This window comes from Rhodopirellula islandica (genome assembly GCF_001027925.1).
Classification (GTDB): domain Bacteria; phylum Planctomycetota; class Planctomycetia; order Pirellulales; family Pirellulaceae; genus Rhodopirellula; species Rhodopirellula islandica.
In genome coordinates, this window is sequence record NZ_LECT01000028.1 from 13,511 (window position 1) to 40,288 (window position 26,778).

At 57.0% G+C, this 26,778-nt stretch carries 17 protein-coding genes; 4 read left to right on the forward strand and 13 right to left on the reverse strand.

The genetic code is table 11. The features are described from left to right. Positions 1-19 precede the first annotated feature (19 nt). Both RISK_RS13720 and RISK_RS13725 read left to right on the forward strand, forming a co-directional pair. On the forward strand, positions 20-805 hold the full coding sequence (locus RISK_RS13720) for a hypothetical protein (RefSeq protein WP_047815050.1): 786 nt from the start codon (positions 20-22) through the stop codon (positions 803-805). Further along, on the forward strand, positions 802-2,193 hold the full coding sequence (locus tag RISK_RS13725) for a DUF11 domain-containing protein (RefSeq protein ID WP_047814886.1): 1,392 nt from the start codon (positions 802-804) through the stop codon (positions 2,191-2,193). Before RISK_RS13720 ends, RISK_RS13725 begins: the two co-directional genes overlap by 4 nt. Positions 2,194-2,289: 96 nt before the next feature. Here RISK_RS13725 and RISK_RS13730 read toward each other — a convergent pair whose 3' ends face one another. Beyond that, positions 2,290-7,404, reverse strand: coding sequence for an Ig-like domain-containing protein (locus RISK_RS13730; RefSeq protein WP_047814887.1), 5,115 nt, complete (start codon positions 7,402-7,404; stop codon positions 2,290-2,292). Between the two features lie 408 nt (positions 7,405-7,812). Here RISK_RS13730 and RISK_RS13735 point away from each other — a divergent pair, with 408 nt between their 5' ends. Beyond that, positions 7,813-8,694: a serine/threonine protein kinase gene (locus RISK_RS13735; protein ID WP_236696284.1), complete on the forward strand. Its 882-nt coding sequence runs from the start codon at positions 7,813-7,815 to the stop codon at positions 8,692-8,694. Between the two features lie 20 nt (positions 8,695-8,714). On the opposite strand, the gene RISK_RS13740 is transcribed toward RISK_RS13735, so the two are convergent. Continuing rightward, complete coding sequence (locus RISK_RS13740) at positions 8,715-10,379, reverse strand: hypothetical protein (protein WP_047815051.1); 1,665 nt, start codon at positions 10,377-10,379, stop codon at positions 8,715-8,717. Positions 10,380-10,680: 301 nt separating this feature from the next. Between RISK_RS13740 and kdsB the strand changes: the two genes are divergently transcribed. Beyond that, a complete protein-coding gene (gene kdsB, locus RISK_RS13745; RefSeq protein WP_047814889.1) occupies positions 10,681-11,433 on the forward strand; it encodes a 3-deoxy-manno-octulosonate cytidylyltransferase in 753 nt (250 codons plus the stop codon). A gap of 468 nt (positions 11,434-11,901) precedes the next feature. On the opposite strand, the gene RISK_RS13750 is transcribed toward kdsB, so the two are convergent. The 11 genes from RISK_RS13750 to RISK_RS13800 form a co-directional block, all read right to left on the reverse strand. Further along, positions 11,902-12,222: a hypothetical protein gene (locus RISK_RS13750; RefSeq protein WP_236696285.1), complete on the reverse strand. Its 321-nt coding sequence runs from the start codon at positions 12,220-12,222 to the stop codon at positions 11,902-11,904. 269 nt (positions 12,223-12,491) lie between these two features. After that, positions 12,492-12,890, reverse strand: a complete 399-nt coding sequence (locus RISK_RS13755; RefSeq protein ID WP_047814890.1) for a cytochrome C oxidase subunit IV family protein — start codon at positions 12,888-12,890, stop codon at positions 12,492-12,494. Positions 12,891-12,952: 62 nt separating this feature from the next. Beyond that, positions 12,953-14,224, reverse strand: coding sequence for a cytochrome c oxidase subunit 3 (locus RISK_RS13760; protein WP_047814891.1), 1,272 nt, complete (start codon positions 14,222-14,224; stop codon positions 12,953-12,955). A gap of 134 nt (positions 14,225-14,358) precedes the next feature. Beyond that, positions 14,359-16,101: a cytochrome c oxidase subunit I gene (locus tag RISK_RS13765; protein WP_047814892.1), complete on the reverse strand. Its 1,743-nt coding sequence runs from the start codon at positions 16,099-16,101 to the stop codon at positions 14,359-14,361. 99 nt (positions 16,102-16,200) lie between these two features. After that, positions 16,201-17,382 (reverse strand): cytochrome c oxidase subunit II, encoded by a 1,182-nt coding sequence (locus tag RISK_RS13770; RefSeq protein WP_047814893.1) that lies wholly within the window; start codon positions 17,380-17,382, stop codon positions 16,201-16,203. A gap of 67 nt (positions 17,383-17,449) precedes the next feature. Further along, on the reverse strand, positions 17,450-18,466 hold the full coding sequence (locus RISK_RS13775) for an SCO family protein (protein WP_047814894.1): 1,017 nt from the start codon (positions 18,464-18,466) through the stop codon (positions 17,450-17,452). Between the two features lie 41 nt (positions 18,467-18,507). Continuing rightward, positions 18,508-18,804, reverse strand: coding sequence for a hypothetical protein (locus RISK_RS13780; protein WP_047814895.1), 297 nt, complete (start codon positions 18,802-18,804; stop codon positions 18,508-18,510). Between the two features lie 72 nt (positions 18,805-18,876). Next, the gene (locus RISK_RS13785) at positions 18,877-20,118 is read right to left on the reverse strand and encodes a hypothetical protein (RefSeq protein WP_047814896.1); all 1,242 of its coding nucleotides are present in this window, start codon (positions 20,116-20,118) and stop codon (positions 18,877-18,879) included. Positions 20,119-20,238: 120 nt separating this feature from the next. After that, positions 20,239-21,786 (reverse strand): quinol:electron acceptor oxidoreductase subunit ActD, encoded by a 1,548-nt coding sequence (locus RISK_RS13790; RefSeq protein ID WP_047814897.1) that lies wholly within the window; start codon positions 21,784-21,786, stop codon positions 20,239-20,241. 85 nt (positions 21,787-21,871) lie between these two features. Next, the gene (gene nrfD / locus RISK_RS13795) at positions 21,872-23,293 is read right to left on the reverse strand and encodes an NrfD/PsrC family molybdoenzyme membrane anchor subunit (protein WP_047814898.1); all 1,422 of its coding nucleotides are present in this window, start codon (positions 23,291-23,293) and stop codon (positions 21,872-21,874) included. A 61-nt stretch (positions 23,294-23,354) separates the two neighbouring features. Further along, a complete protein-coding gene (locus RISK_RS13800) occupies positions 23,355-26,738 on the reverse strand; it encodes a TAT-variant-translocated molybdopterin oxidoreductase (protein ID WP_047814899.1) in 3,384 nt (1,127 codons plus the stop codon). Between the last annotated feature and the right edge of the window lie 40 nt (positions 26,739-26,778).

Sequence of the window (26,778 nt, forward strand, 5' to 3'; positions counted from 1 at the left end):
CGCAACCGGATTGAGACTCATGGCAATCGCACGCATTACTCCGCCCAGCAACTTGCTGAACGCCGGATGGGCTCTGCCGTCGCTCGCGATCGCCTGCGTGTTGGCAACCAGCCTCTCTTCTTCAGCGGCTGACCCATCCCAGTACCTCTCGTCCAACGGACAACATCGATTGTTCAACGGCGCAATGCCACCGGGCGTGATCGCGGCCACGCGTCAGATGGCTGGTCCAGGCGGCACGGCGGCAATGGGAGTGCAAGCTCCCTACTATCAACCCGTTCAAATCCGAGGCCCACAAGGCGTTCGATTTGCATTGCCTCAAATGGGCAGCTTTGTAGATCCCGAACCGGGGTTGATGGCAGGTTTGTTGGTCGGCCAAGTCTACCGCTTTCAAATCACCGGGATCCGCGGTGCTGAAGGCGCGGAGTTGTTTCCAACCTTGGAAATGGTCGACCGAACCTACCCGCCACCGGGATTGGCAACGCGTTATCCAGTGATCGTCACCCTCGACGAAGAAGACTTGCAAGCCGCATTGGATGGCCAGATGGTCACGCGAGTGATCTACCTCGAAGACCCACAAACCGCCGTGCCACTCGCTCAAGCCCCCACGACGGGCAGCGACACCGGCGGCGAAACTCCGATCGATGTGTCGCAGTTCCAAGACCCACTGCAAGTTGCCGATCGCCTCGGCCGAGTCGTCGCGATCCTGCGAATCGGCTCGCTCGCCCCGCCACGTTCCCACGAACTGGCACCCCAGTTTTTCTTTGGCTATCCCACCTGGGCACCCATCTTCAAGCCGGAATCATGATGCATCCAGCTCGCCTTTCCGAGATCGCGATCCTGTCGCAACCAACGAACGCCACTCGATCAAACAGTGCACCGATGTGCTTGGCTTGGTTGGCTGTTGGTGCTGCCGCGATGCTGATCAGTGGTTGCGCCACGCCGGTCGCCTCGCCCATCGTCTCTCCGACCGCCTCGCTCACCCAGCATCCGGTCCAACCGACTCAACCCGCTCAGCCATTCGCTCAGGCTCCGGCAGCTCCCACTGCACCTGCGTTGGATGTGGCATCGTTGTATGGATCGACTTCCGTGACCTCCAACGTTCCTGGGGCCGAAGCCACGATCGGTCAACCAGCGATCGCTCAAGTTGGCTTTCGAAATCAAACCGCATGCGGATGCGGCAGCACGGCCTGCGGCGGCGAATGCGGTTCAACAAACGGCATGGCCGGCGATTGCGTTGCCTGTCAGCCGATGCCTGCCATGCCCATGATGCGCACTCCGTGGGGTGTCGACCCACAAGAGTTCCTGTGCGACGGCGGGGACCAAGATCCACAAGCTCGGTTGACTCGAGGCGACATGATCAACGGCCTGCAGCCCGAAGACACCGTCACTCACTACACCACCGAGGCAGGCGACATTGAGTTCTCCGCCTCCAATCGTGTCTGCGTGTACTCACCTCGATTTGCATCGGTGCGTCGGATCACGGGAGCGATTGTGAATGATCGTTCGATCACCGTCGGCGGCACGTTTCAACCTGTGGGGCCACGTGGCATTGATTTGGATCAGCCCGGGTTGGTCATGACCGACACCACCAAGATTGCTCACAGCGAACTGACGCGACGCGTCGATGCGATGCGAGATCGCAATCGTGGCGTTCCCGTCGACAACGTTCAACAAATCGAAGTCGCCGAAGATGTCCTGGCGTTGCTGACCAACATCCGCCAACTCAGCTTGTCTGAATTGGACGAGTCCCAACTGGCACTGGTCGAACGCTTCGCCAACGCCGCCATCGCTTGGTCAATCGACGAATCGGTCGAAGTCGAGATCCAAGACTTGAAACCGCCAACGCTGACCCGCGACCAAAAGGTCGACGCCGTGGTGGTGTATGACTTCCCCGAGGCGGGACGCGTCAACCTGATCAAGTTGGCTGACAAACAACACGCACCGGTCGGCGACACCGTGACTTTCGCGTTGCGATTGCAGAATGTGGGTGACTCGCCGGTCAACGGCGTCGTCGTCACGGACAACCTGACCACGCGTCTGGAGTACATCGCCGAATCGGAATCCGCGACCATGGACGCCGATTTCAGCATCCAACCGAACCAAGCTGGCTCGGATCAATTGATTTGGAAGCTGACCGAGGAACTCGGTGTCGGTGAAACCGTCTCGATCGAATTCCAATGCAAGGTGCGATGAGCAAGCTGCTTTGAGTTCGACCAGTCAACAAAAAAAGCGTGACGAAGCCATTGCTTCGCCACGCTTTTTGATTGGGTGTTGAACTTCCGGTCTGGGTTAGCCCCACAGACCCGCAACGTCGTCGGCCAACAAGTCCAGCAGATCGTCGTCGTCCGAATCCGCCGTGGAGTTATCGACCACCACTGCACCGGTGGACGATGCATCGGTTGCCGAAGCAGCTCCGCCCGTGACCTTTGACTCTGCTGCCAAGTCACCGATCGCTTGATCCGAGGCTTCGCTGGAGAGCGTTTGAATGCCCGTTGAGATCGATTCGCCCGCAGCAGCAATTGATTCGCCGGCCGAGACTTCGTTCAGATAGTTGATGACTCGAAGAGCATCAATGGCACTGACGCGGCGGTCTCCGTTGACATCGTGGTAGTACAGGCTCGAATTCGCAGATCCGGGTTCGCCCGCAACGGCGGAATCCAAACGTGAGAGTTCGTTGATGACCAACAAGGCGTCAATGGCCGTGACCAAATTGTCACCGTTCACATCCGCTGGCAGGTTCGTGTTCTGCAGTGGCTCACCGCTTCCGGTGATCGTGAAGGACAGTGAATCATAGACGATCTGCGATGGATCAACTCGTTCGTCGCGGTCATCCAACAACGTGTCTTGGAATGGGAACCGGTCGGCTGGCGAACCAGTGATCGTTGCCGTTCCTGGTGCAACCGCTTCGAAGTACAGCGTCGCCAACAAGGGGCTGACGCCGGTTGCAGGGAGACCAGTGTCACTTCGGAGCGAACCGAATTCGTCGATCAAACCGGCACGCGTGTTGACGCCGACGGCTGCCGAGGAGTTGAATTCGTCCGCGAATTCAACATCAAATCCAAAGTCATCGCCAGAAATTGTGTCGGACGGGACGATGCGTCCGGTGTCGTAGAGGACATCGAGGAAGCCAGCGAAGACAGGATAGGGGTCCCGTTGCGTCAGGTCATCCGCGATAATACGAACACCAAAACGTTGGCCAACCGCGACGGTCGAAATCGGGTTGCCCGATTCGTCCACCAACTCGAAGTCGAACTCAGCCAAGGGGTCCTGATTGGCTCCCACGACCAAGGTCACTTCCGCGATGCTGGTGACGATTCCGAATGTTGGGCTGGAAACCGTGGTCACATAGGTGAACGAATCAAAACCACTGAATCCAATGTCCGCGGTGTACCCGATGTAGTCATCGGTTGGATCGTTGGGCGTGCCATTGTCGCGAACGAGTGCGGTGCCATTGGCAGCACCTTGATTGATCTCGAAGGAGATGACTTCGCCACTGGTTCCCAACAAGTCATTGTCGAGCACGTCCAGTTCGGATTCGGAAACACTGGTGATCAGCGATCCGTTGCTATCGAGACCTTCCGGGAAGGAATCATCCAACGCCGAAGGGAAGTTCGGTCCCGCCGGTGCAATCGCGACCTCAACCGAACCGTAGCGAATTTCGCCAAAGCCCAAAGCAGAGGACTGTTCGATCAAAATCGTTTCGCTGACCGCGGCATCAGATGGGTCAGCTTGGAAGACGGCAATGCCGGAACCAATTGCCTGCAGCGTGACAGTGAACAGTTCCGCCGGTCCGGTGTGCGAAGCGACGTCGTCACCAGGTCCATTGACGGACGACAGGTTCGAGATGGACTGAGCCGCACCGATTTCATCGAGCAGACCAGGTGTCAGTGAATTGCCGAGTTGGAAACTGCCAGGAGTTTCAAACTTAGGACCAAAGGTGATGTCAAAGGGGAACGCGTCGCTGGAGTTGGTATCAACGGTCGTCACCAACTCGCTGGAGTACAACACGTCCAAGAATGCAGAGGCCAGACCTTGTGGCGTTTGCCCAGGCAGGTCCCGCAAATCATCCACGCTGACTCGCAAGCGGAAAATGTCGCCTTGTTGCAAGGTTGGACGTGGCGTGTCGTTGACTTCGTCCAAGATTTCCAACGTGAACGATGCCAAGTCATCGGCATCGGAGTCCGGGTTGATCGAGACGGTCACGGTCGCAGTCGAGAAATTGTTCTCGCTGTCTTGAACCGTGTACATGAACTGTTCCGACCCGGTGAATCCAGCGGCAGGTGTGTACCGGACCGATTGGTTGTTCTGGGTCAAGACCACGGTTCCACCCGCGGTTCCGTTGGTGACAGACGCCAAGGTCAGTCCACCGGGAGCGTTCGACGCAATGTCATTGTCGAGAACATTCAGCGGGAATCCGCCGCTGCTGTTCGCGTTCGCTGGGATGCGATAGATGTCATCCAAAGCGATTGGGTCTTCGGTTTGGAACGTCACGTTGACGCTGACCGTGGCGGTTGCCACGTTGCCTTGCGTGTCAGTGACTCGGTACTGGATCGTGTCCTGTCCGACGAAGTTGTTTGGTGGCGTGTAAAGCAATTGCTGCTGACCAGCGGCACCGGCACTGATGGTCACAACCCCTTGGGTCGCGGCGGTGCCCTGCGTGGTGATCGTCAGCGGATTGGACGCCGAGTTGAAGTCATTGGCCAGGACATCGATCGGGAAGCCTTGGCTGTTGCGAGGCACCGAGACGCTGTCGTCATTGGCCAAGTCGCCGTCATTCAGAAGTCGAACGGCATAGTCTTCCACTTCACCCGTATCAACAAAACCTGTGGCCGAGATGTTGGTGTCTTGGCTCAGACGGAACCGAGCAAACGTGTCGAGCAGGCCGCTCGCCGGCAAAGTGAAGCTGGGCAGAGTCAAGGGAACCGAGCTGACACCAGTCGCAAGGACTTGGTTCGTGATGAAGCGTTCATCCGAATCAAAGGTTCCGCTGCCGTCGACGTCGATCCAACCTTGCAGGTAAGCCTGGCCACCGGTGGTGTTGTTGACCGTCACCTGGATGGAACTGGTCGTTCCGGGAACCAAGGGGCCCGTGAACAGGATGCCATCTTCGTCGGCACCATCACCCGTGGCATCGGCCGTGGGCTGCCCATCGCTCTCACGATCCACCGTGGCACCGAGAGTCAGACCACTGAGGATCCCGTGGCTGGCACCATTGGATGCACTCAAGGTTCCGTACGTGTCCGGAGCATCACCAAAATCGCGAGACGACCGGCCACCGAAGTTGAAACCCTCTGCTGGTCCGCTACCGGGCGTGACGACGTATTCGCCGGACAACGGAACGGTTGCTTCGAACCCAGCCTCCGCGACTTCGCGAATCGCGTAGGAATAATCCACCTCGGACAAGTCGAGCGTATACAAACCGTCCTCATCGGTGAGCGCGAATGGCTCACCCAAGTCAGGACGATCATCGCCGTCCAAGTCGGCATAGATGTAGGCACCTTCGACACCAGGTTCGCCTGGATCATAGACGCCGTTTTCGTTCACATCTTCAAACTTCCGGCCGGTCACATCCGACAGCAACTGACGGAAACCAAAGCTCGGCAGCGTGCTGCTGCTTCCCAGAGTCACCGAACGACTGACGGGGGTCGTTGCCACGAAGTTGGAAGGCGTCATCGCGATGACGTTGTAACTGCCCGACGCACCGAACAAGCTGTAGGTGCCATCGGCAGCGGTGACCGTCGAAGGATCGGCTGAACTCAACAGGCCATCGCCGTTGACGTCCAAGAAGACAGTGACGCCACTGAGTCCCGAGTCGCCAGTGAACGTGCCGTCGCCATTGATGTCGTTGAAAATCCGTCCGGTCGCACCGGAGCCAACCGTTCCGGTGGACAAACCGTAGGCGATCGAATGAGCGGTGTAATTGGTACCGAAGATGCCTTCAACCAATGAAAAGATGTCTGTTTCAAAGGACGAAGGGATGTCGTCCGCCGTGCCATAGATGCCGTCAGGGCCAAGGCCGACCAGTTGATCATCGGCGATTGGGTCGCCACCTTCATCGCTGACATTCGCGACCAAGTTGGTGCCGTCGGTGTGCCGAATGCCCAAGATGTGGGCTGCTTCGTGAGCCGCAATGCCGCCCAAGTAAGTCGCCAACACGTCGAACTCACTCGATCCCGCCGAACGGGGAAACGCTTGAGCGAACGGAACCCAAGTATCCAACTGAACAATGGCGTACTCGTCGAGCTTGAAGTTGCCGACGTCAACGGATTCAGCAACCGTGGCTTCGAAGCCATAGTTCGTTGAGGTTCCCGTGACCAAAACACGAGACACATTTGGATTGCTGCCGGGATCAGCGTGCTGCAAACTATTGAGGATCGTGACCCCATAGTCGCCAGGATTGCCCGTCGAGTCGTAGTCGCCGTTGATGTTCTTGGCACCCACGTCTTCGAAGATGCGTTCCACTTCAGCCGCAATCGACAGTTGCAAATTCTCGATGGCACCCGCTGCTTGGTTGACCACTCCCAATCCGCTCAAGGTTTGTTCGATGCCAGGGATGAACGCGACCCCACCCAGGATTGGATCACCAGCGGGGGCATAAATTTCTCGCAGAACCGCCCGTGGGAACACACCGCCGTCAAAGTCCAAGAAGATGACCTGCCCTTCTCCAACTGGCAGACTCTCGGTCACGGGGCGATACGTTCGCAGCCCCAAGGTGTAATCGACACTGGTCGACTCACCCGAAACCATCACATAGTAAGTTCCGTCTTCTGGAACGATCTGAGCAAAGGCTTGGTTGCCCAAAGTTTGAAGCGGTGAGTCAGCGGGGTAAGTGTTGAACTGGGTCGTGGAGCCATTGAGGACGCTGTCCACGGCGAACCAAACTTGGCCGCTGGGCAGCATCACCGTGAATTGAGCGGAGCCACCCAAAGTTGCGACATCCAAGATATCGCCGGCTTCCAGATTGAACGAGAACACGTCGATGTCGGTGGTGACACCCAAATTGCCACGCGGGAAAATCCCAGCGGTGCCACTCAGGTCGATTGTGTCACGCTGCCCTGCACCGTTCCCCAACGGCAGGAACTCCGCATCCTGAAAGAAATCGTTCTCGCCAACTTCCCCACGAGATTCCGATTCCGACATCGGGAAGGCGGCGACGGTTCCGACGTTGCGAGGACCGTCGTACTCGTCCAAGGCAGGGGTACTGGGCACAATGCCACCCGCCGCCAAGAGCTGGCGGGTTTCCAACCCTTCCATCATCAGACGGCGTTTCTGGGTTCGTTTACTTCGCCGGTCGCTGCGGCGTTTCGAGCGTCCTTTGCCCGCGTTGGAATCGGATGGATTTCGCTCCGTAGCGGTTTGAGAAGTCCAATCCGACGACGGTTGAGAAGGCTGACGATGAATCATCGAGGGTCTCTGGCAGGATGGGCCCCTGGGGACCAGAAAAGGGGAAGCAGTGCTGTCACACACCTGACGGCGTTTCCGTGACGATGCGGAAGTGGCCACAAACAGCAAACCGCGACAGCGAGTCTAGTTAGGGGCGATGCGGTGTCAACGAAATGCATACTTTGTGACGTCAACACGATCGACAAAGTTCCCCGAATGAATCGTCCACCTCCTACAACCCGCACAACCAGCCCCCATTGGACCCGCTGAAACCAGCGATTGGGACAGCAATCATGCCGAATTGGCGGACTTTTCCGGTCGCCAGGAGTCGATTCGACCGGAACCATCGACCTAGTCGATGTCACTCTCGGTTCCGGACCAATCCGTTTGTCCGCTTCCAGATCTCTTCGCCTCCTGTTTGGATCGCTCATGTTTGGCAAATCCCGCGCGTCTTCAAAATCGACTTCGGCCGCCGAGACGCCCACCTGCTCCATGAACAGCCCGTTTTCCCAACGAATCCTGGGCATTTGGCGGGTCGGCAGATCGATCGCCCAGGGCCAGGGGACGGAGTTGTTTCTCGCTCAACCCGCCGATGCCGCGGACAGCCCACGCTGGGACTACGTCTTGAAAACGGCCAGTTTGACAGGCAACGCAAGCGTCCCGGCCATCCAACCGGCTCGACGTTTCGCTCAAATCATCGCCTCCGCAGGGATCACACACCCCAACCTGATGCCGATCCTGGACGAATCCGCCCATGGCACGTCCCCCTACGTGGTGATGCCTCGTTTGGACGCCATGAATTTGACGAATCGAATTTCAAAAATCCCTCAATTCGCGCTGCCGGTCGCTCTCTGGTGGACCCGGCAACTCGCACAAGCCACGCAGGCCCTGCATCAAAACGGCTGGATTCACGGCGACATCAACCCCGACAACGTGCTGGTCGATTCCCAGGGACATGTGACTCTGATCGATCTGGGGCACGCTGCGAGAATTCATTCGCCGATGCCGCCTCTGTTCCGTGGAACCCCGGGATACGCTGCTCCAGAACTGGCCGCCGGAAACACAGCCGCCCTGCCAGCCATGGATGTGCACTCCCTCGGCCAGATTCTGCTGCAAACGTTGGCGTTGACCGAGCCCACTCAGTCCCGCAGCGTCGAACCCGTCGCTGAGTTGATCGAAGAAATGGTGTCCCCCGATCCGCTCGAACGCCCCTCGACGAGCAACGTCGTCGCCCGACTGCTCAAACTCGAAATCGAGACGCTGGGATGTCACATCGTTCCCGAGCGAAGCACGATTCGGCGTGCCGCCTAGTGCTGACTTCGACGTGCCCGTCAGGATGACGGCTTGACCTCGGATAGGCCGGCCGGTTCATGACTGCTCCTTTCCGAATCGTCCGCGGCGGAAGGTTTCGGCAGGAACCAGGACCATGCGATCAAGAACCCACCTGTGATCGCGTACCCCGCCACGTATTCCATCACCTTGGCAACATGCTCGCCCGGCAATCCCAACGAGCTTGATTCGCCAAACAAAAACGGGACGAACAAGCGATTGCCCACGATCGGCGAATGCATCACGCCAAAGCAGGTCAACACCGCGGCCCCCAGCATCACAACGCCGGCCCGAATCAGCTTGCGGTCAATCATCGACGCAAGTGTCCAAGACCACAGCAACCCGGTCACGATGAAACCGTTGCTGAGCATTCGCAAGGTCTGCAGGTCATGCTTCAACGGACCGCCCACCAGCGAATCCATCGTGTGCCCACCTGCGAGCATCAACGAATCCCCAAAGATTCGATCTGGCAAACTCATCGCTAAATACGCCAGCGCGGGCAGGCAAGCGATCACGACCGCCGCGTAGTGCTTGCGTGGCGTTGCGGTGAAGGTTTGCGCCGTGATCTCCAACCCAACGAACACCAAAATCGGATACACCGCCGGCGCGGGGATCCAAGCATTCAACAACGCAAAGTAACCAACGATTCCCGCTGACCCGACCAGCAACGCGGTTGCCAACGTGTACGCCGCCCGGCCACCCATCGCTTTGTAAGCCGGGTGACCGATGTACGGTGTGGTTTGAATCACACCGCCCGACAGCCCGGCCAAAAAGGTCGCCACGGCTTCGACGCCCAACACCGTGCGTGCATCGTATTCATCGCCCGCCGAGGCGGCGGATTCCGTGCAATCAATCCCACCAACCACCGTGGCCAATGCGAACGGCAACACAAACGGCAAGAACGGAACCGCATCGGGAAACGCGCCCCACCATGTCCCCTGCCACGATTCCATCCACTGGGTCGGAAACCAAACGGTCGGCTGAGTCGTCGGAAATTCATACCCGGCCACTCCAAGCAAACACAACAAGTAGTAAACACTTCCGGCAACGATCAACGCCCCCAGCGTCCCCGGGGTTCGACCGGGCAAAGGCAGGTGAGCGATCAACGTCCCCAGCACCATCACCAGCGCCAACAAACCTGGCAGGGGCGAACCCAAAATGTGGGTCAGAGGAAAAAAGCTGATCAACACCAATGCGATCGCAGCCAACGAACCCAACAAGCCAGCGCGCGGAATCGCATCCCGAACGACTTGCCCGAACGGAGCCAAGATGAGCTTCAACACCCCGCACATCACTGTGCACCAAATCCCGATGTGCCAAGTGTGACGAGCCGCTTCCAACTCCGTCATTCCACCCGCCCGTGCTGCCAAGAACGCGGGCCCCAACACCAACAGAATCATCCCAAACGTCGACGGCGTGTCCAAACCCAGCGGCATCGCCGTCACGTCGTCTCGGTTCTGCCGGCGTCCCATCCGCAAGGCAATGAAGAAGAACGCGATGTCACCCAGCATCACCCCCAGCGCCGTGCCGGGAACCATGTGCGTGACCGTGAACTCCGCTGGCAATCCAAACCCCGCCAACAACGCGGTCATCAACAACAACCCCGCCACGTTGTCGAGCATCAATCCAAAGAAAGCATTGATGTCGCCCGTCGTCGCCCACCATATCGCCGGAGATTTCTGGTCCGTTGTTTGCTCTGCACCAGACATGAAAAACCTGTTGTTGACGAATCGAGCGGGTTGCGATCAGCACTGCCTCATCCGAGGTGCTCTAGTTCTAACCGGATTCAACACTCCAGGGAGGCAACACACGCGATTCATCCCGGAGCGTTTCCAAAACGAGCCTTGTGCTGCGAACAACGGCGTTTGCATCTCAAATCCGCTTCGATTCCACTGATGCCACCCCGGATTGCCCTAAGTCCACTTCACCGATCCATTGACTCGTTTCCCCCAAGCCATCGGAACCACCATGAAGTCCATGATCGTCATTCCCGCTCGCTTGGCATCGTCCCGCCTCAGCCAGAAATTGCTGTTGCAAGCGGGTGGCAAATCCGTGCTGCAGCACACCTACGAAGCCGCAATGAGATGCTCCGTCAGCGAGGAAGTCATCGTCGCAGTGGACGATCCACGCTTGGCCGCCGAAGTCGATTCCTTCGGTGGACAAGCTCGACTGACCAGCGTCGAGTGCCAAAGCGGAACCGACCGGATTGCAGAAGTCGCCCTGCTGCATGAAGACATCGATATCTTCATCAACGTTCAAGGCGACGAACCGGAGATCGATCCCAAGACAATCGATGCGGTCGCCCAATTGCTGATGCAACATCCCGAGGCAGACATTGCCACCGCTGCCTGCCCCATTCGCGATCGCGAACGCGTGGAAGACCCCAATTGTGTCAAAGCGGTCCTGGGCGATGACCAGCGAGCGATCACTTTCAGCCGTGCCGCTGTCCCCCATCCTCGCGATGGATTGACCGACGCCTTGCTGAATGCGGAACCAGCGAATTACTGGCAGCACATCGGACTGTACGCCTACCGCCGAGACTTTTTGCTGTGGTTCGCGATGCAACCGCCAGGAAGGCTCGAGCAAATCGAAAAACTCGAGCAACTGCGGGCCATCGAAGCGGGCAAAACGATCGTCGTCACTCCCGTCGAGTCGTCGGCGCCTGGGATCGACACCCTCGAAGATTTTCGCGAATTCACCGCACGAATCGAATCGGTGTGACCAACCGTTGAGCAATCAACGAAAGACTCCTGCCGACCGGCTTGGCAGACCACCGCAGTCTTCCCTTGCGAGTCGAGAAACTCGTCGACGGTTCGTTGATTGAGCGGTTCCCATCCAAAGTGCTTGGCAATCCTAGCCCGCCGCGTGACGGCTTGCTGATTGAGTCAGCTGGAACGCGATAGCGTCCGGTTCGTCTTCGGTATTCGTGAGCGAGCGCTGGCCTGCTAAATCATTGGGCTTGTGGCGGTCATGCGTTTGCGCAAGTTTTTATCCCGGTAGGGATGAAGAAAGACAGAAGCCGGAAGAAAAATTGCTTTCGCGATCAGAACGCCAACAGCAACGATTTCGCAGTCCACGCTAGCGTCCCTCGGCTGATTGCTCAATCTGCGAAACGCACTGAATCAACAGCCTGGTGAGAGAGGGACCGCATTGAGTCCCTTGATCTGAACGGCAGGCCGCCCCAAATGACTAGCGACGACCAAATGGGCGACTGGTCCCACGTCCGGATTGCACCCCATCGGTACCGATCACGACGCGTCGAAGTGGACGGTAGGTCAATGGGGTTTGCTCAGCGCTCTCCACCCAGCGAACAGTGTTGCCATACACATGGAACAATCGACCCGGGCGTTCGGCAATGGGCGTCGCCTGAATTTGAGCTCGGTACTCACCAGTCGGCACAACGACCGGGCTCCATTCTTCCGCAACAATTCTTGCGGGACTGCTCGCCAAGGAGGTTCCCAAACTCACTGCTGCCAACAAAGCCAACACAGAACCGGACAAAGAACGCATCGCTGATTTTCTCCTGAAGAAATGTCTGAACCTGCAAACATACGCCAAGAAAACAGCTTAGGCAATTTCGGTCAACCTTTCCGGCCAAAAAACACCTCGCAGTCCAACCAGCTTGGAAAAAGGAGGTGAATCCACCCAGTCTGTTAGGGGGAATCACGCGCAGCCGGTCGCGTTGAAGATGCCTCGACACGAAAAAGCCCGGTCACAAAGTGCCGGGCTGATTTCAGATCCGCGCCAAGCGGCATTCATATCCGCTGGACAGGGTTTCACTACAAATCGACGGAAACCGCAACCGGCACTTCGTCGACAATGTTCTCGTTGGCCGGAGACGTCATCTTCGCATCACTCAACGTGATGGTCACGAACAAGCCGACAAACACAAACGACGACAGGAACACGATCAGGTTGAACGGTTTATCGAACGCCAAGTGCATGAAAAACAAAGCGACCAAGACCGCCTTGATGGTGGCGATGAACATCACAATCGCAATGTCAATGCTGCCCAAGTCGAAGTTGGCCTGAGCGACGGTCACGATCGTCAGAAAAACAAGTGCGATGAACACACCGAACAGCAGCGGCAACGGAATGGGGTGCGCGAAATCGCCCTCGGCATGGCCGTCGTGCGAGTGTGCCGAATCGGTGTTCGCGGAATGTCCGTGGTCAGACATATTGCAACTTTCGAGAGGTCGTTGAATGAGGAGGAATGCGAATGAACTGCTCCGCGGCTGAACTAGCGAATCAGGTACAGCAGTGGGAACAGGTAGATCCAGATCAAGTCGACGATGTGCCAGTACAGGCCGACGTAATCAACTGGGCCAAAGTAGTGTCGATTGAAGTCTTGGCGGATCGCACGGATCAACAGCCAAACCAGCACACCGATCCCAGCCAAAATGTGAATCGCGTGAACACCGGTCATGCAGTAGTAAATCCCAAAGAACACACCGGCTTGTCGTGGTGTGTTGACGTTACCTGGGATAGTGGAGATCCCCGCGTCACTGGTGGATGAATCCTTCAGAATCTTGCCTTCAGCCATGGTTTGCTGAGTCTGTTCCGCGACCACCAAGTCCTTCAGACCGGTGTTGGTTTCGTTTTCAGCGAGCAGCTTCACCGCCGCGTAGTCATCGCCCAAAGGCGTTTGGACCATGTTGGCGTCGGATTCGTCCGCGACTTCTTCTGCATGATCAACGGTCGCCACGGCGTGCGAATGATCTGCGTCGCCGTGTTCCGCATCGGCATGATCGCCAGCTGCAGCGACATGCTCATCACCATGATGCTCGCCACCGGACTCCAGAATCGTGCCCAGTCCAACGCCCCCGAAGAAGCTCAAAGCGACGACCAACAGTGGCTTCGCACAAGCGTACTGAAAGGCATTGCCCGAGATTTTCGAGACAACCAACCAAATGAAGACGCCCGCTGCGATCAACGCAAACGGAGCACACAGGAAATACAAACTGTTCGTCAGGAAGAACGCCGTCGACTCCGAGAAGCCGTGCAACTCCACCATCTGAGCGGCGGTCGGGTGCTCGTTGGCAGCACTGTAGAAATACGTTCCCGGCGGCAGCAATCCCATGCCCCATTTGTGCGAGTATTCAATCGACTTCACACCCAGGAAGACCATCGCACAGGACAGCGTGGTCGCGATCAACGCGACCAACTTCTTGTGCTCTTCCGTTTGGGAACAGCGAACGGCCCACGCCATCGTCAGCGAACTGAATAGCAGCACACCGGTGTTGATCGCACCCAATTTCGTGTTCAGGAACTGGCTGCAACCCTCGAAGACTTCCGGTCGAAGCATTCGGAGGATGGCGTACGCACAGAACATTCCACTGAAGAACAAAATCTCCGTGACCAGGAACAACCAAATGCCCAGCTTGCCGCTGTCAAATTGCTGTTCGGGGGTCTCGAAATGGTGCGCCAACCAAGATGGATGATCGTGATCGTGCCCATGCGAATCATCCGCGTGAGCATCGGTTGGTGAAGATACGGAGTCGATCGTTGCCATGAGCGGTGGGCCGACGTGTGAACTGATTCAAAACGGAAAGCGGCACCAATCCGATGCCGCGGGATTTATAACAAGTGCCCCCGAACGTCGCACGATCCATCAAGATGGACAATTCGACGCAGGGCAGATCTCAACTACTTTTGGCCGCCAGCATGGGCGGGAACTTCATCAGGCGTGGACTCAGGAACCAGTTTGCGTTCTGGCTCCGTCATGACGTATCGCTCGTTCTCAGCGTCCCATTCCAGATTGTGGAAATCGTATGGATCGCCAACAACGGGTGGACGTTCAAAGTTGTAGTACGGCGGTGGGCTGGTGCATTGCCATTCCAACGTCACGCCACCCCAGGGGTTGGCAGGGGCACGACGGCCTTTGGCCAGCGAAACCATCAGCACGATGAACGCATACAGCAAACCAACTCCGAGCAACAAAGCACCAAACGTGCTGAGCTGATGCAAGAACGCGAACTCGGGATCGTAAGTCGCGTAACGACGAGGCATCCCGCGGCTGCCCAAGACGAACTGTGGCAAGAAGGTGCCATTGAATCCGAGGAAGACCAACAGGGAGGCAATTCGCCCGTGAGTTTCGTTGTAGAGCTTCCCGACCATCTTCGGCCACCAGTGGAACACACCACCGAGGAAAGCGATCAACGTTCCACCAACCATCACGTAGTGAAAGTGAGCGACCACAAAGTACGTGTCGTGAAGGTGCAGGTCCGTCGCCAAGGTTCCGAGGAACAAGCCGGTCAAACCGCCGATCGTGAACAAGAAGATGAACGAGATCGCGTAACACATCGGCGTCGTCAAGCTGATCGAGCCCTTGTACATCGTCGCCAACCAGTTGAACACCTTGATCGCCGACGGCACCGAAACCGTGAACGTCAACGCGGAGAACACGATGGTGGTCAACGAGCTCATGCCTGCGGTGAACATGTGGTGTCCCCAGACCAAGAAGCCCAACAGAGCAATCGCGATCGAGGAGTAGGCGATGAAGCGATAGCCAAAGATGTGCTTGTGACTGTGAACACTGATCAATTCGCTGATGATCCCGAAGGCTGGCAGAATCATGATGTACACAGCGGGGTGACTGTAGAACCAGAAAAAGTGCTGGTAGGTCACCGGGTCGCCGTTGAATTCAGGATCAAAGATCCCGATGTGCATCGTGCGTTCTGCGATCAGCAGCAACAACGTGATCCCGAGGACGGGCGTTGCCAACACCTGAATGATGCTGGTCGCGTAAGTCGCCCACAGGAACAAAGGCATCTTGAACCAGGTCATGCCCGGTGGACGCATCGTGTTGATCGTGACAATGAAGTTCAGACCGGTGAAGATCGAACTGAATCCCAGAATGAAGGCACCCAAGGTGGCCAAAATCACCGAGGTGTCAGTCGTTGTGCTGTAGGGCGTGTAAAACGTCCAACCGGTGTCCAACCCGCTGCTAAACAAGGCGCTCACGAAGAACAACGCCCCAAACACCCACAGATAGAAACTGCTGAGGTTCAACCGCGGAAAACCAACGTCCTTCGCACCCAGCATGACAGGCACAAGGAAGTTCCCCAGTGCCGCCGGGATACTCGGGATGATGAACAAGAACACCATGATCGCCCCGTGCAGGGTGAACACTTGGTTGTAGATGTTGTTGCCTTCGGCGCCCGTGAACAACAATCCATCGGGCTTCAACAGGTGCAAACGAATGGCAAGGGCTAGCAAACCACCGATTGCAAACGCGCTCACCACGCCGATCAAATACATCATCCCGATGCGTTTGTGATCCAGCGTGAACACCCAGCTGAGGATGCCCGAGGAGTTGGTCAGGTAGTTTTCGCGTTCGGTTGGATAACCGGGGTCGCGAGCGCCCGCAGGGAGTGTTGCATTGGACATATTGGCGTCCCTTCTGGAGACCGTAAAACGTGTCGGTGATGGGTGTGCTTTGAAAAGGCTTCAGTCAGTTTACCGAATCAGCCTGAATCTCTAAACGAATTATTCGGCGGATTCTGCTTCCGGTTCAGCCTCGGCGGCGGCCGGTTGCGACGATGCGTTGGCACTGATCGACTTCAAGTAAGCGATGATCGAGGCAATGTCGTCGTCGCTGAGCTGCCCTTTGTAGCTCGGCATGACAGGTTGATAACCCGCGACAACCTTCGCCTTGGGTGCGAGAATCGATTCGCGAACGTAGTTTTCATCGACGAGTTGATTCTCACCGGTGGTCAATCCGTGCTGGCTGCCGTAAACGTCCTTGAAGGACGGGCCAACCAGTTTCGAACCGTCGACCGAGTGGCAACCGGAACAACCACGACGGCCGTAGAGCAACTCGCCCCACTCTTCCATCGAGACTTCACCGCGACTGCTGTTCGCCTTGATCCAGGCGTCCAGGTCCGCTTGCGTTTCGTGAACGACGACCACGGTTTGCATTTCGGAGTGGTTCGTGCCGCAATACTCGGCACAGTACAGGTCGAAGAACGTGTAGCCCTCGGGCGTGACTTGCACCTCTTTTTCACCATCTTCGGTTTCGATGGTGTGGACTTTGTCGTAGTCCCAGGCGGTGCCTTCGTTTTGCTTCTTCAGCTTGGCAAGTTGCTCGTCACTGATCTGTTCGCTGGCAATGGTCGGTTGGAACCACATGTAGTTGTACCGACCCGGCACAACGTCCTTCTTCACGCGAAAGGCGGGGATGAACACACTGTGAATCACGTCGGTGCTGCGCATCGACAGCTTGGTGGGTTCATCTTTGACGATGTGCAATTCGGGGTGGAACGTGCCGTTCCCGTAATCCATCGTCCAACCCCATTTGAAGGCTTGGAGACCGATGTCGTAGGAACCTTCTGGCGGACTCCGCATGTCGAGGAACGAAATCGACCCCTGAACGAACATCCAGACCAACAACACCGACGGCCCGATTGACCAGGTCAACTCCAGCGTTGTGTGGTGCGAAAGTTGGCTTTCAGCCTTGGTCCCGCGAGCCTTGATGTACTTGAACAGGCACCAAACCATGAACACCATCATCGGCACGAAGAATGCCAAGCTGATGTACAGGATCAGGTCATAAACCCAATCAACTTCTTCGGCGAACGATGAACCTTGGATGGGAAACCAAAAGTCCGCGTTTTTGTCAGCCAACAAAGTTGGAAACGTCATGGCGAGCGATTCGATTGCAGGAAACATTTGAGTGAATGATTTTCAGGTCGCAGTGGATTCGGTTGTCTGGTCTTGCTGAGGTCGCAAGCGATCGTCAGTCGGCATTCCCGTGCAAATGCCACTGCGTTGGTTTCAAAGGTGCCGGTTCCGATGTGCCATCGGGACCCGCGGTTGAGTTGATGTTGCCGTCAGGTGTTTCGTCGTCGGTGGCGTTGGCTGGCGAACCTTTGCGGCCTCGCCAATAAGGCAGCAACGCCAACCCGAGCAAAGTGATCGTCATCCCACCGCCCAAACGCATCAGCTTCCAAGCCTGCGGAACGTAACTGTTTTCGTTTGGGTCATAGCTGTAACACCACAGCACAAACTGATCGACGATCCCGCCCACATTGCCTTGACCAGCCTCGACCAACGCCAACTTCATCTGGTCCGGGGGAAAGGCAACGCCAAGCGAATAACGCGTGATCACACCGTCGGGTGAGACAAACGCCAGCATCGCCGGGTGAGCGTACTCTTTGGTGCGGGGGTTGTACTTGTAGGAGAAGCCCACTTCTTTGGCCAAGCGTTCCACGTTGGCCTTTGTCGTTCGTGTGAACGACCATCCCTCTTCTGCCTTCTCATGCGAAGGAACTTGTTCGACGTATCGTTTCTTCGTGTCGCGAAGTCGTTGATCGGTTTCGGTCGGGTCGATGCTGACACTGAGCAACTGAAAATCTTCACCAATCTTCAAGTCGTCCATCTGGTCGAGCGATTGAGCGAGCTGATTCAGTTGCACGTTGCAAAGCATCGGGCAGTTGCTGTAGTTCAGCGTCAAAATCAGCGAACGTTCACCATCGAGGTAATGACTCAGCGTGAATTGGCGGCCCTTCGAATCGATCAGCTTCATGTCGCCGGGCAGTTGATTGCCCAAACGCTGCTCCACGGTGACGTTCTCCACTCCCATTGGCACACCATCGTTCAGCAGAACCGGTGCTCCCTGTTCCATGGCCCCCGTGCTGGGCTGAGCCGACACAGGTGATCCGACGCCAGCCACGAACGCGAACATTCCGGCCACGAACACCCAACTTGCCAGTGGCAAGCGGTTGGTCATTCGGCGGGAAACGAGCGTATTCATAGTGGATCGCTGGGGAGGGATGGGTTGAAAGGGTCGTGGTCTCAGGCTTCGTCTTGCGAACCGGCCTTCTTGACCATCTTCTTCATCGCGTCTTCGACGGGAATCGTCACATTGCCCGTTTCCGGATCCACGCCGTAACGCGAAATCTCAGCGGATTGGTCCGCGAGCACCGCGTTCTGGCGGGAATACGAAGCCGATTGAACCTTGCGTTCATCGACAATGTCCGCCATCGCGAAGTACAGGACCTGGACCGCTAACACGGTAACCGCAGTGACCAAGATCGAGATCACGCTGATGACCGCGATTCGTTTGACATTGAGGTCGTCGTAGGCTGCCATGAGTAAGGATTCAGTAGAAAGGAGATGGGTGGGGTCCGAACAGCGGCAAATTGCCGCAAAACGCAGATCGGTTTAGAAATTTTCGAATGCCAGCGACTCACCCAAGCGAGGGTCGCGAACCGGCACCACACGAGTTCCAGCGGCCAATTTGAGCATCAAACCCAACATCAGAGCGATCATTCCAATCACGCAAACCAGTGTCGCAATGATTCCGGCTGCACCGCCCAAGCCCATTCCGGCTTCCGGGATGATGATCCAGTACAGGTCAACGAGGTGCAAAACCAAGATGTAAGCCGCCCAGCAGGAAATCAGCCAAGGGCGACGCCGAACGTGGCGGCTCATCGTGCCAGCAAACGGCAATCCCCAGTGCAGGATCATCAGCACCAACGAGACGTTGAACCACCCGTTGGTCGACCGTGTGTAGAACCAGTGAGTTTCCTCAGGGATGTTGGCGTACCAAATCAGCATGTATTGGCTGAACGAAATGTATCCCCAGAAACAAATGAACCCGAAGATCAATTTGCCCAAATCGTGGTAGTGCTCGACCGTGACTTCGTCTCGCATCGCACCGGCTCGCTGCAGCAAAAAGCTGAACAAGCAGATCGCACAGTGCGCGGACAGAATGCTGCCGGTGAAGAGGTACACCCCGAACATGGTCGAGAACCACATTGGAGCCAGGCTCATCACCCAATCAAACGCAGCAAACGATGTGCAGAACGAAAACGCGATGACGGCAGGGCCACTGCGAGCTTGCAGCTTTTCAGTGATCGTGATCTCGCCCGTCTCGTCTTGGCGTTGGCTACCGCGGTAATACCAGGCGGCGATGCCACACCAAACGGTCAAGTAGATGAGCGACCGAGCGACGAACCAATTGGGGTTCAACCAACGTTCCTTTTGCTCCCAAATCGCACTCGGGATACCGTGCTCGGCTTGGTAACCCTCGGCGGACCACACATACAACGATCCAGTGTAGGCCGAGACCGCGATGGGAATGAACAGCAATGCCAATGGAATGACCATGATCATCATCAGCTCCGCGACGCGTCGTACCACGACGCTCCATCCCGCACGCGACAGGTGCTGGATCAAAACGAAGAACAACGACCCAATCGCAAGGGTCAGGCAGTACATGTAAGCCACCAAGTACGATGACATCCCGAATCGACCGCCGACGGCCGAGTTGGAGAAGAACGCACCGCCGACCAGTGCCACGATGCCCCCGATGATCATGGGCAACGACAACCCAGCCAAAGAGGCGGGAAGTTGAAATGCCGGGTCATCGGCAGGCTTGATAGCGACCGCTTTGTGTGACATGGGAGATGTGAGGGCTGAGACTAAGTGATGTGATGACTGGTTTGATGCCGGGTGGTCCGGCGTCGGACGCTTGCGTTTCTCGGCTGGGGCGGTTGCCCGCCTGCCGATCACAAAAGCGACCTACTCGGCGTCGGCGGCTTCTGCCGCCTTGGCTGCTTCGGCTTCGGCGGCGGCTTTCAACTTCGCTTGAACGTCGGCCTGTTCTTTTTCGATCTTCGATCGCTGTGATCCCGGAACGTCTTCCAATGTCGCGTCCTGGCTGGTCTGCAACGCTCGCACATAGGCCACAATCGCCCAGCGATCCTTGGCTTTGATCTGCGAAGCGTAACCTGGCATTTTGCGGACACCGTTGGTGATCGTGCTGAACAACTTGCCGTCGGGGTAAACGTCCGAGTACAGCGTTGGGTCATGCATGTTCGACGGTGGCGTCCACGTGGTCGCCAAAATCTCTTGAGCTCGGCGATTGACCAAGCCGTTTCCGCGCCCGTTCATGCCGTGGCAGACGGAGCAGTAAATGTTGAATTGTTGTTGACCACGGGCCAGAGCTTCTTCGCTCAGCTCGAGTGGATTCTCAGTCAACCAAGGTGTGTCGTCCGCGGTCGCTGCGACCGAAGTGTTTTCGGAAGCTTCGCCGGTCTCGCCAGCAGGGGCTGGTTCCTCCGTCGCCGCTTCGTCTGCGGTCTGTTCCTCAACGGCAGGCTCTTCAGCTGCCACCTCGTCTTCTTCATCCACGGCAACATCGGATTGCAGAGCAACCAACTGAGCAGCACGTGGGGCATCGATGCTGGCCAATTCGTCCATGTCGATGCCGGTCTTGAAGTTCAAATCCCAATCCATTTCGCCGCGGCGAACGGTTCCGGGAACATCAGGACGCATCGCGCGGCCATCGGCAAACAAACTGGTTGTTTGCTGAGCGTCTTTCGAGGGCGAAAAGTCCATGTCGGGGAAGATGTGGAAACGCGGCGAACCACTTTTGGTCACTCGCATCCGCAACACAGCCAGAGCTGGAATCGAAGACAGGCAAATCACGGTCGCCAGGGTGATCAGCAGTCCCTTGGGAATGACTTTGGACGAGTCATCCTCGAGCACAGGCTCCACAAACTCACCGCCGAGTTCGCCCAGCAAGGCCTTCGCACCGGCTTCGTCAAATCGCGAGTCCTTGGCATCCAAGAACAAGAAGAACGTGTCGTCCGTCGCACGATCGAATCGTGGGCTGGTGAACATCGGGTTGCTGAACCGGGGCAGACCATTCAAGGCCCACATCCCAAAGAACGTTCCGAACGACGCCAGCAAAATCGTCAACTCAAACGTCACCGGAATGAACGCCGGCAAGGAGATGAAAGGCTTGCCCGAGATGATGTAGGGATACTGAATGCCTTCGAACAGTTCCGTTTGACCGTTCAAGCTGATCTGCATCAACAGTGCGATCGTGGTACCAGTCAAACCCGCCGCCAAAGAGATCCATGGCAAAATGGTGGGTTTGATTCCCAGGGCCGTGTCGATCCCGTGCACCGGGAATGGCGTGAACGCATCCGCTTTGGTGTAGCCCGCGTCGCGAACACGACGACAAGCCGCCAGCAGCGAATCGACATCCGTGAATTCGGCGACGACACCGTGGACTTTTTTGTCGTCCGCGACTGTCTTCGGTTTGGGTTGGGATTCAGTCATGAGAAAGATTTCAATGAACGGTTTTCAGTGATCAGGATTCAGCACGTCAAGGAGGCGTTGGCCGCGAATGCCGCGACCAACAAACTCAGTGATCGTCCTCGTGCGAATGGTTGGCGTGAGCCATGTGCAATTCTTTGGCGAGTGTCGCCTTCGTCTCCGCCATGTTGACGATCGGCATCAAACGGCAGAACAACAGGAACAGAGTGAAGAACAATCCGAACGAACCAATCAACATGCACCAATCGACCCACGTTGGGCTGAAGTAAGCCCAAGCACTTGGCAAGTAATCTCGCGAGAGACTGGTGATCGTGATCACGAAGCGTTCAAACCACATTCCGATGTTCACAAAGATCGAAACGACAAACATGATCCAGGGTGTTGTCCGAGCTTTCTTCGACCAGAAGATATTGGGCGAAACCACGTTGCAGGTGATCATCGTCCAGTACGCCCACCAGTAAGGACCAAAGGCCCGGTTGATGAAGGCAAATTTCTCTTCGGGGACTTGGCCGAACCAAGCGATGAAGAACTCCGTTCCGTACGCCAAACCGACGATCAAGCCGGTCGTCAGGATGATCTTGCACATGTTTTCCAAGTGCCGGATCGTGATCAGTTTTTCAATGTTGAAGATCTTCCGAGCGGGGACCATCAACGTGATCACCATCGCGAAACCGGAGAAGATAGCCCCAGCGACAAAGTAAGGCGGGAAGATCGTCGTGTGCCAACCGGGAACCTGCGAAACCGCGAAGTCAAAGGACACGATCGTGTGCACCGACAAAACCAGCGGGGCAGCGAAAGCAGCCAACAGAGCGTAAGCCTTTTCGTATCGCATCCAGTGCCGTGACGAACCACTCCAGCCCAGTGCCAGGACGCCATAAGCGGCACGCCGGATTGGATTCTTGCTGCGGTCACGGAAGGTCGCCAAATCGGGAACCATGCCCATGTACCAGAACAACAACGAGACGGTCGCGTAGGTCGAAACCGCGAACACGTCCCACAGCAGCGGGCTGCGGAATTGTGGCCACATCCAAAGGTTCAAACTGGGATAGGGTGCCAGCCAAAATGCGAGCCAAGCCCGACCGACGTGAATTCCCGGGAACGTCCCCGCACAAACCACGGCGAAAATCGTCATCGCCTCGGCCGTCCGGTTGATACTTGTTCGCCACTCTTGGCGGAACAGATACAAAATGGCACTGATCAGCGTTCCGGCGTGACCAATCCCGACCCAGAACACGAAGTTGACAATCGGCCAACCCCAGAAAATCGGTGCTCGGTTACCCCACACACCCACCCCGGTGTAGATCAGGTAAGCGATGCACAAACCCAACATGGTCGCCAAGTGAACGGAAACCAAAAACCCGATCACCCACGCACGAGACGGCGGTTGCTCGGCGATCTTGCAGACCGCTTCGGTGATCGAGTGATAATTCGTGTCGCCAAGAACCAGCGGTGCGCGCTGACCGGGCCGATCGTTCGAATTATCCAGTCCGTTTGGGATTGCGAGAGACATGGAAAGGGCTGAGAAAGGAGGTTGATTTCGGAGTATGAATGCGGGGGCGGGACGCGAGTCCCTAGACGATCGGCAACTGGAACGGACGAGTCAGGTTCCGAGTGTGCTCTTCTTCACCATGAGCGTGATCGTCGTGACCGTGGTCGCCTTCGTCATGACCATGGTCATCGTGCCCGTGTTCCTCGTGACCATGATGAGGTGCCTCGAGTGACAGATCCTCGATCTGCTTGCGAGTCATCAAGGCGAACGGCGTGTTGCGAATACGAGCCTTGTAAGACGTTCGTGGCTTGACGTTGAGTTGCCCCAACATGCCATAGCTGCGAATGTCTGCCTTGGCCTTTGAAACAGCCGATTCTGGATCCGCAATGTTACCAAAGTCGATCGCGTTGGTCGGACAAGCAGCTTGGCAAGCGGTGACGATATCGCCATCGCGAACCGCGTTCCGCCCGTCCTTGCGAGCGTCAATCTTGGCGTGCTCGATGCGTTGAACGCAGTAGGTGCATTTCTCCATGACACCCCGTCCGCGAACGGTGACGTCCGGGTTGAGCACCAATTGCTGCAGCTTGCGATTGGCGGTTTCGATCGAGCCTGGGTAAGCATCGATGCCGTAACCAACTCCAACGTCTTTGTTGTAGTTGAAGTAGTTGAAACGGCGGACTTTGAAAGGACAGTTGTTACCGCAGTAGCGTGTGCCAATGCAGCGGTTGTAGGTCATCGCGTTGAGACCTTCATCGGTGTGAACCGTGGCCGCAACCGGGCAAACCTGCTCGCAGGGTGCCGTTTCGCAGTGCATGCAAGCAACCGGCTCTTGAACGATGTCCGCGACGTCGGAATCGCCTTGGAAGTAACGGTCAATCCGCAACCAGTGCATTTCACGGCTGTTGCCGACCTGTTCCTTGCCGACGATCGGCACGTTGTTCTCGCTTTGACAAGCGACCACGCAGGCGTTGCAGCCCAGGCACTTGGTCAAGTCAATCGACATGCCCCATTGAGGAATGTGATCTTTGCTTTCTTCGATTTGGTTGATCGGCTCTTTCCAAAGCGAACCTTCTTCACCCACCGATGGGACGTGAGGTCCCTTGGCTTCGGTGAACTCAGGCAGCTTCTTCAGCAATTCGAGCGTGCCTTCCCGAATCAGGCTGAAACTGCGGCTCTCAGCTTCGTCGCGTCCGAGTTCATCGATCGCCCAGTGATCCTGCGTCGTGACCAAATCGTATTCGGTGTATCGCGGGCGAGCTTCGACGGGATGAGCGTACAACATCGAATCGCTGAACCGAATCGGCGAAACGTTGACGCCCACCGGATCGACATCCATTTCAATGGATCCGCCAACGGCACCGACGCGAGTTCGGCCGTACCCGATTTGCGTGGTGATGACGCCAGGTGCACAACCGGGCATTTCGTAAACCGGCAATTCAACGGTTGTGTCGCCGCGACGAATCGCAACCATCAAACCGTGTTTGATTCCCAACGCTTCCGCGGTGCGGGGGCTCATCACCGCGGCGTTGTCCCAGACCAATTTCGTCAGGGCTTGCGGCAATTCTTGCAACCAACCGTTGTTGGCAAACCGACCGTCGTAGAGGCTTTCCGATGCGGTGAAGATGACCTCGATGTCGTCTTGATCGACATCCAAAGTGATCTCAGGTAGTTCGGCAGGGAGCTCGACCGACGTCTCACCAGCGGCCACTTCTTCGGCGGAAACAACGACATCTTCCGAGAAACCATCGTGCAGTAGTTTTCGCCATTGGCGATCGCTGATTGCCGATCCAGAAACCGAATCCGCGGTGCGACGGACCAATTTCTCTCCCTCGGTGACTTCTTCGGCCAGCATCAACGCCAAGACTTCTGCGGCGGAGCGACCACCCAGAAGCGGCATGATTTGCGGCTGGCAAATGCCGTAATGACCATCGACCCCGACGCAGTCACCCCACGATTCGAGCGGGTGGCTCATGGGCAGCGACCAACTGCATTTTTCAGCCGTTTCGTCGTCGTAGATGCCCAAGTAGATCGAGTGCTCAACGCGTTCGAGAGCCTTGGTGAAATTCAGATCGCCCGGTGCGGTGTGGACCACGTTGGTGTCAACGAACAACACGGTGCTCAGGTCGCCCTTGGCAATTCGATCGAATGCGTCTTGGAGCGTGAGCTGGTTCTTCAAATCCGCGCCAGCGACGGGGCGGAAGGTCTGGATTGAACTGAGCGAACCAAGTTTGGCGTTCATGTCGATGCCAGCGACGATTGCATCGGCACCGAGCGTTTCGCCAACAACGACCACACCCTTGTCACCAGCGGCGGCCAAGTCAGTAGCAGCAGCGTTCAAGAATCGGTCCAAACGAGCGGCAGCGTCGATTTCGCTGTACGCGGCACCTTCGCCGGGCAAGTTTTCCAAACCGTACTCTTCGCCAAGTGTTTCCCCCGCTTTGACTTTTTCAACGCGGCGTCCAAGCTCGGCCAAGACGGCCTTCATTTGGCTGGGGCGAATTGCGATGCGAACGTCGGCGGCAGCACCTGTGGTCGTGTACCCGCCCTCGGCGACGTACAGACGACTCATCTCGCCTTTTGTCTCTTCTTGCATTGGATCGCGTTTTGCCGCGAACGTGCGTGAGTTGGTTTGGCTGCCCGTGTCGCTGCCCAGGAAATCTGACTGGAACGAAACGATGACTTCCGCTTCGGTGAAGTCAAATTTCTGAGTGGCTGGTTTGCCGAAGACACGCTGGGTGGCTTCGTTCATCAACCCGCCATCGATGGGGTCGTAAACGCAGACGGATGCGGCGGGCAGCTTCTTCTGCAGTTCGCCGATCATTCGCAACGTGGTGGGCGACGTCGTCGGCGACATCATCACCGCAACCGATCCGCCATCGCCGACTGATCGCAGCAAAGCCTGCCCATAATTCGCGAAGGCGTCCCAGTCGGACTCAATGCGTCGTTTTTCGCTGTCATCGAAACGGATCGGCACACCGGCTTCGCCGCGAGCCCGATCAGGATCGTAAAGCCCCAGCACGCAGGCCTGGGCATGAGTGCCCGCTCCGCCACCGGCTGGGTGGGTTGTGTTGGGCTCGGCTTTGATCGGACGACCATCGACGCAGGTGATCAGCAAGTGCTGGACTTCACCGGCGAGTTCAAAGTTGGTTGCCGCTTGATAAGTTTCGCCCGGCACACGATCAGCGGGACGCAGCACAAACGGCGCGATCAGCTCCTCGGGGTAACGACACCCCGCGGCACCCGCCATGGCCAGCGACGCACCCATGATTTGCATCCATCGACGACGCGAAACGCCCTCGGGGAATTCCGATGCTGCGACCGGAAATTCACGGTGCAAAAATTCGCTGACGAACGCGTCGTCTTGACGAAATTCCGACAAGCTTCGCCAGTACTGCGGTTTGCCTGCAGCGGACGAAGAGGAGGTTTCGGAAGAATCGAAACCGGCGTCTTGGGTCGAAGTGGTCATGGAGTGGAATCTTCTCAGTTCAGTTTGCGGTGAGTCAGCC

Bases quoted from the DNA above. Each gene is read 5' to 3' on its own strand.
- RISK_RS13720 (WP_047815050.1), top strand. From the start codon at position 20: ATGGCAATCGCACGCATTACTCCGCCCAGCAACTTGCTGAACGCCGGA.
- RISK_RS13725 (WP_047814886.1), top strand. From the start codon at position 802: ATGATGCATCCAGCTCGCCTTTCCGAGATCGCGATCCTGTCGCAACCA.
- RISK_RS13730 (WP_047814887.1), bottom strand. From the start codon at position 7,404: ATGATTCATCGTCAGCCTTCTCAACCGTCGTCGGATTGGACTTCTCAA.
- RISK_RS13735 (WP_236696284.1), top strand. From the start codon at position 7,813: ATGTTTGGCAAATCCCGCGCGTCTTCAAAATCGACTTCGGCCGCCGAG.
- kdsB (WP_047814889.1), top strand. From the start codon at position 10,681: ATGAAGTCCATGATCGTCATTCCCGCTCGCTTGGCATCGTCCCGCCTC.
- RISK_RS13750 (WP_236696285.1), bottom strand. From the start codon at position 12,222: ATGCGTTCTTTGTCCGGTTCTGTGTTGGCTTTGTTGGCAGCAGTGAGT.
- RISK_RS13755 (WP_047814890.1), bottom strand. From the start codon at position 12,890: ATGTCTGACCACGGACATTCCGCGAACACCGATTCGGCACACTCGCAC.
- RISK_RS13760 (WP_047814891.1), bottom strand. From the start codon at position 14,224: ATGGCAACGATCGACTCCGTATCTTCACCAACCGATGCTCACGCGGAT.
- RISK_RS13765 (WP_047814892.1), bottom strand. From the start codon at position 16,101: ATGTCCAATGCAACACTCCCTGCGGGCGCTCGCGACCCCGGTTATCCA.
- RISK_RS13770 (WP_047814893.1), bottom strand. From the start codon at position 17,382: ATGTTTCCTGCAATCGAATCGCTCGCCATGACGTTTCCAACTTTGTTG.
- RISK_RS13775 (WP_047814894.1), bottom strand. From the start codon at position 18,466: ATGAATACGCTCGTTTCCCGCCGAATGACCAACCGCTTGCCACTGGCA.
- RISK_RS13780 (WP_047814895.1), bottom strand. From the start codon at position 18,804: ATGGCAGCCTACGACGACCTCAATGTCAAACGAATCGCGGTCATCAGC.
- RISK_RS13785 (WP_047814896.1), bottom strand. From the start codon at position 20,118: ATGTCACACAAAGCGGTCGCTATCAAGCCTGCCGATGACCCGGCATTT.
- RISK_RS13790 (WP_047814897.1), bottom strand. From the start codon at position 21,786: ATGACTGAATCCCAACCCAAACCGAAGACAGTCGCGGACGACAAAAAA.
- nrfD (WP_047814898.1), bottom strand. From the start codon at position 23,293: ATGTCTCTCGCAATCCCAAACGGACTGGATAATTCGAACGATCGGCCC.
- RISK_RS13800 (WP_047814899.1), bottom strand. From the start codon at position 26,738: ATGACCACTTCGACCCAAGACGCCGGTTTCGATTCTTCCGAAACCTCC.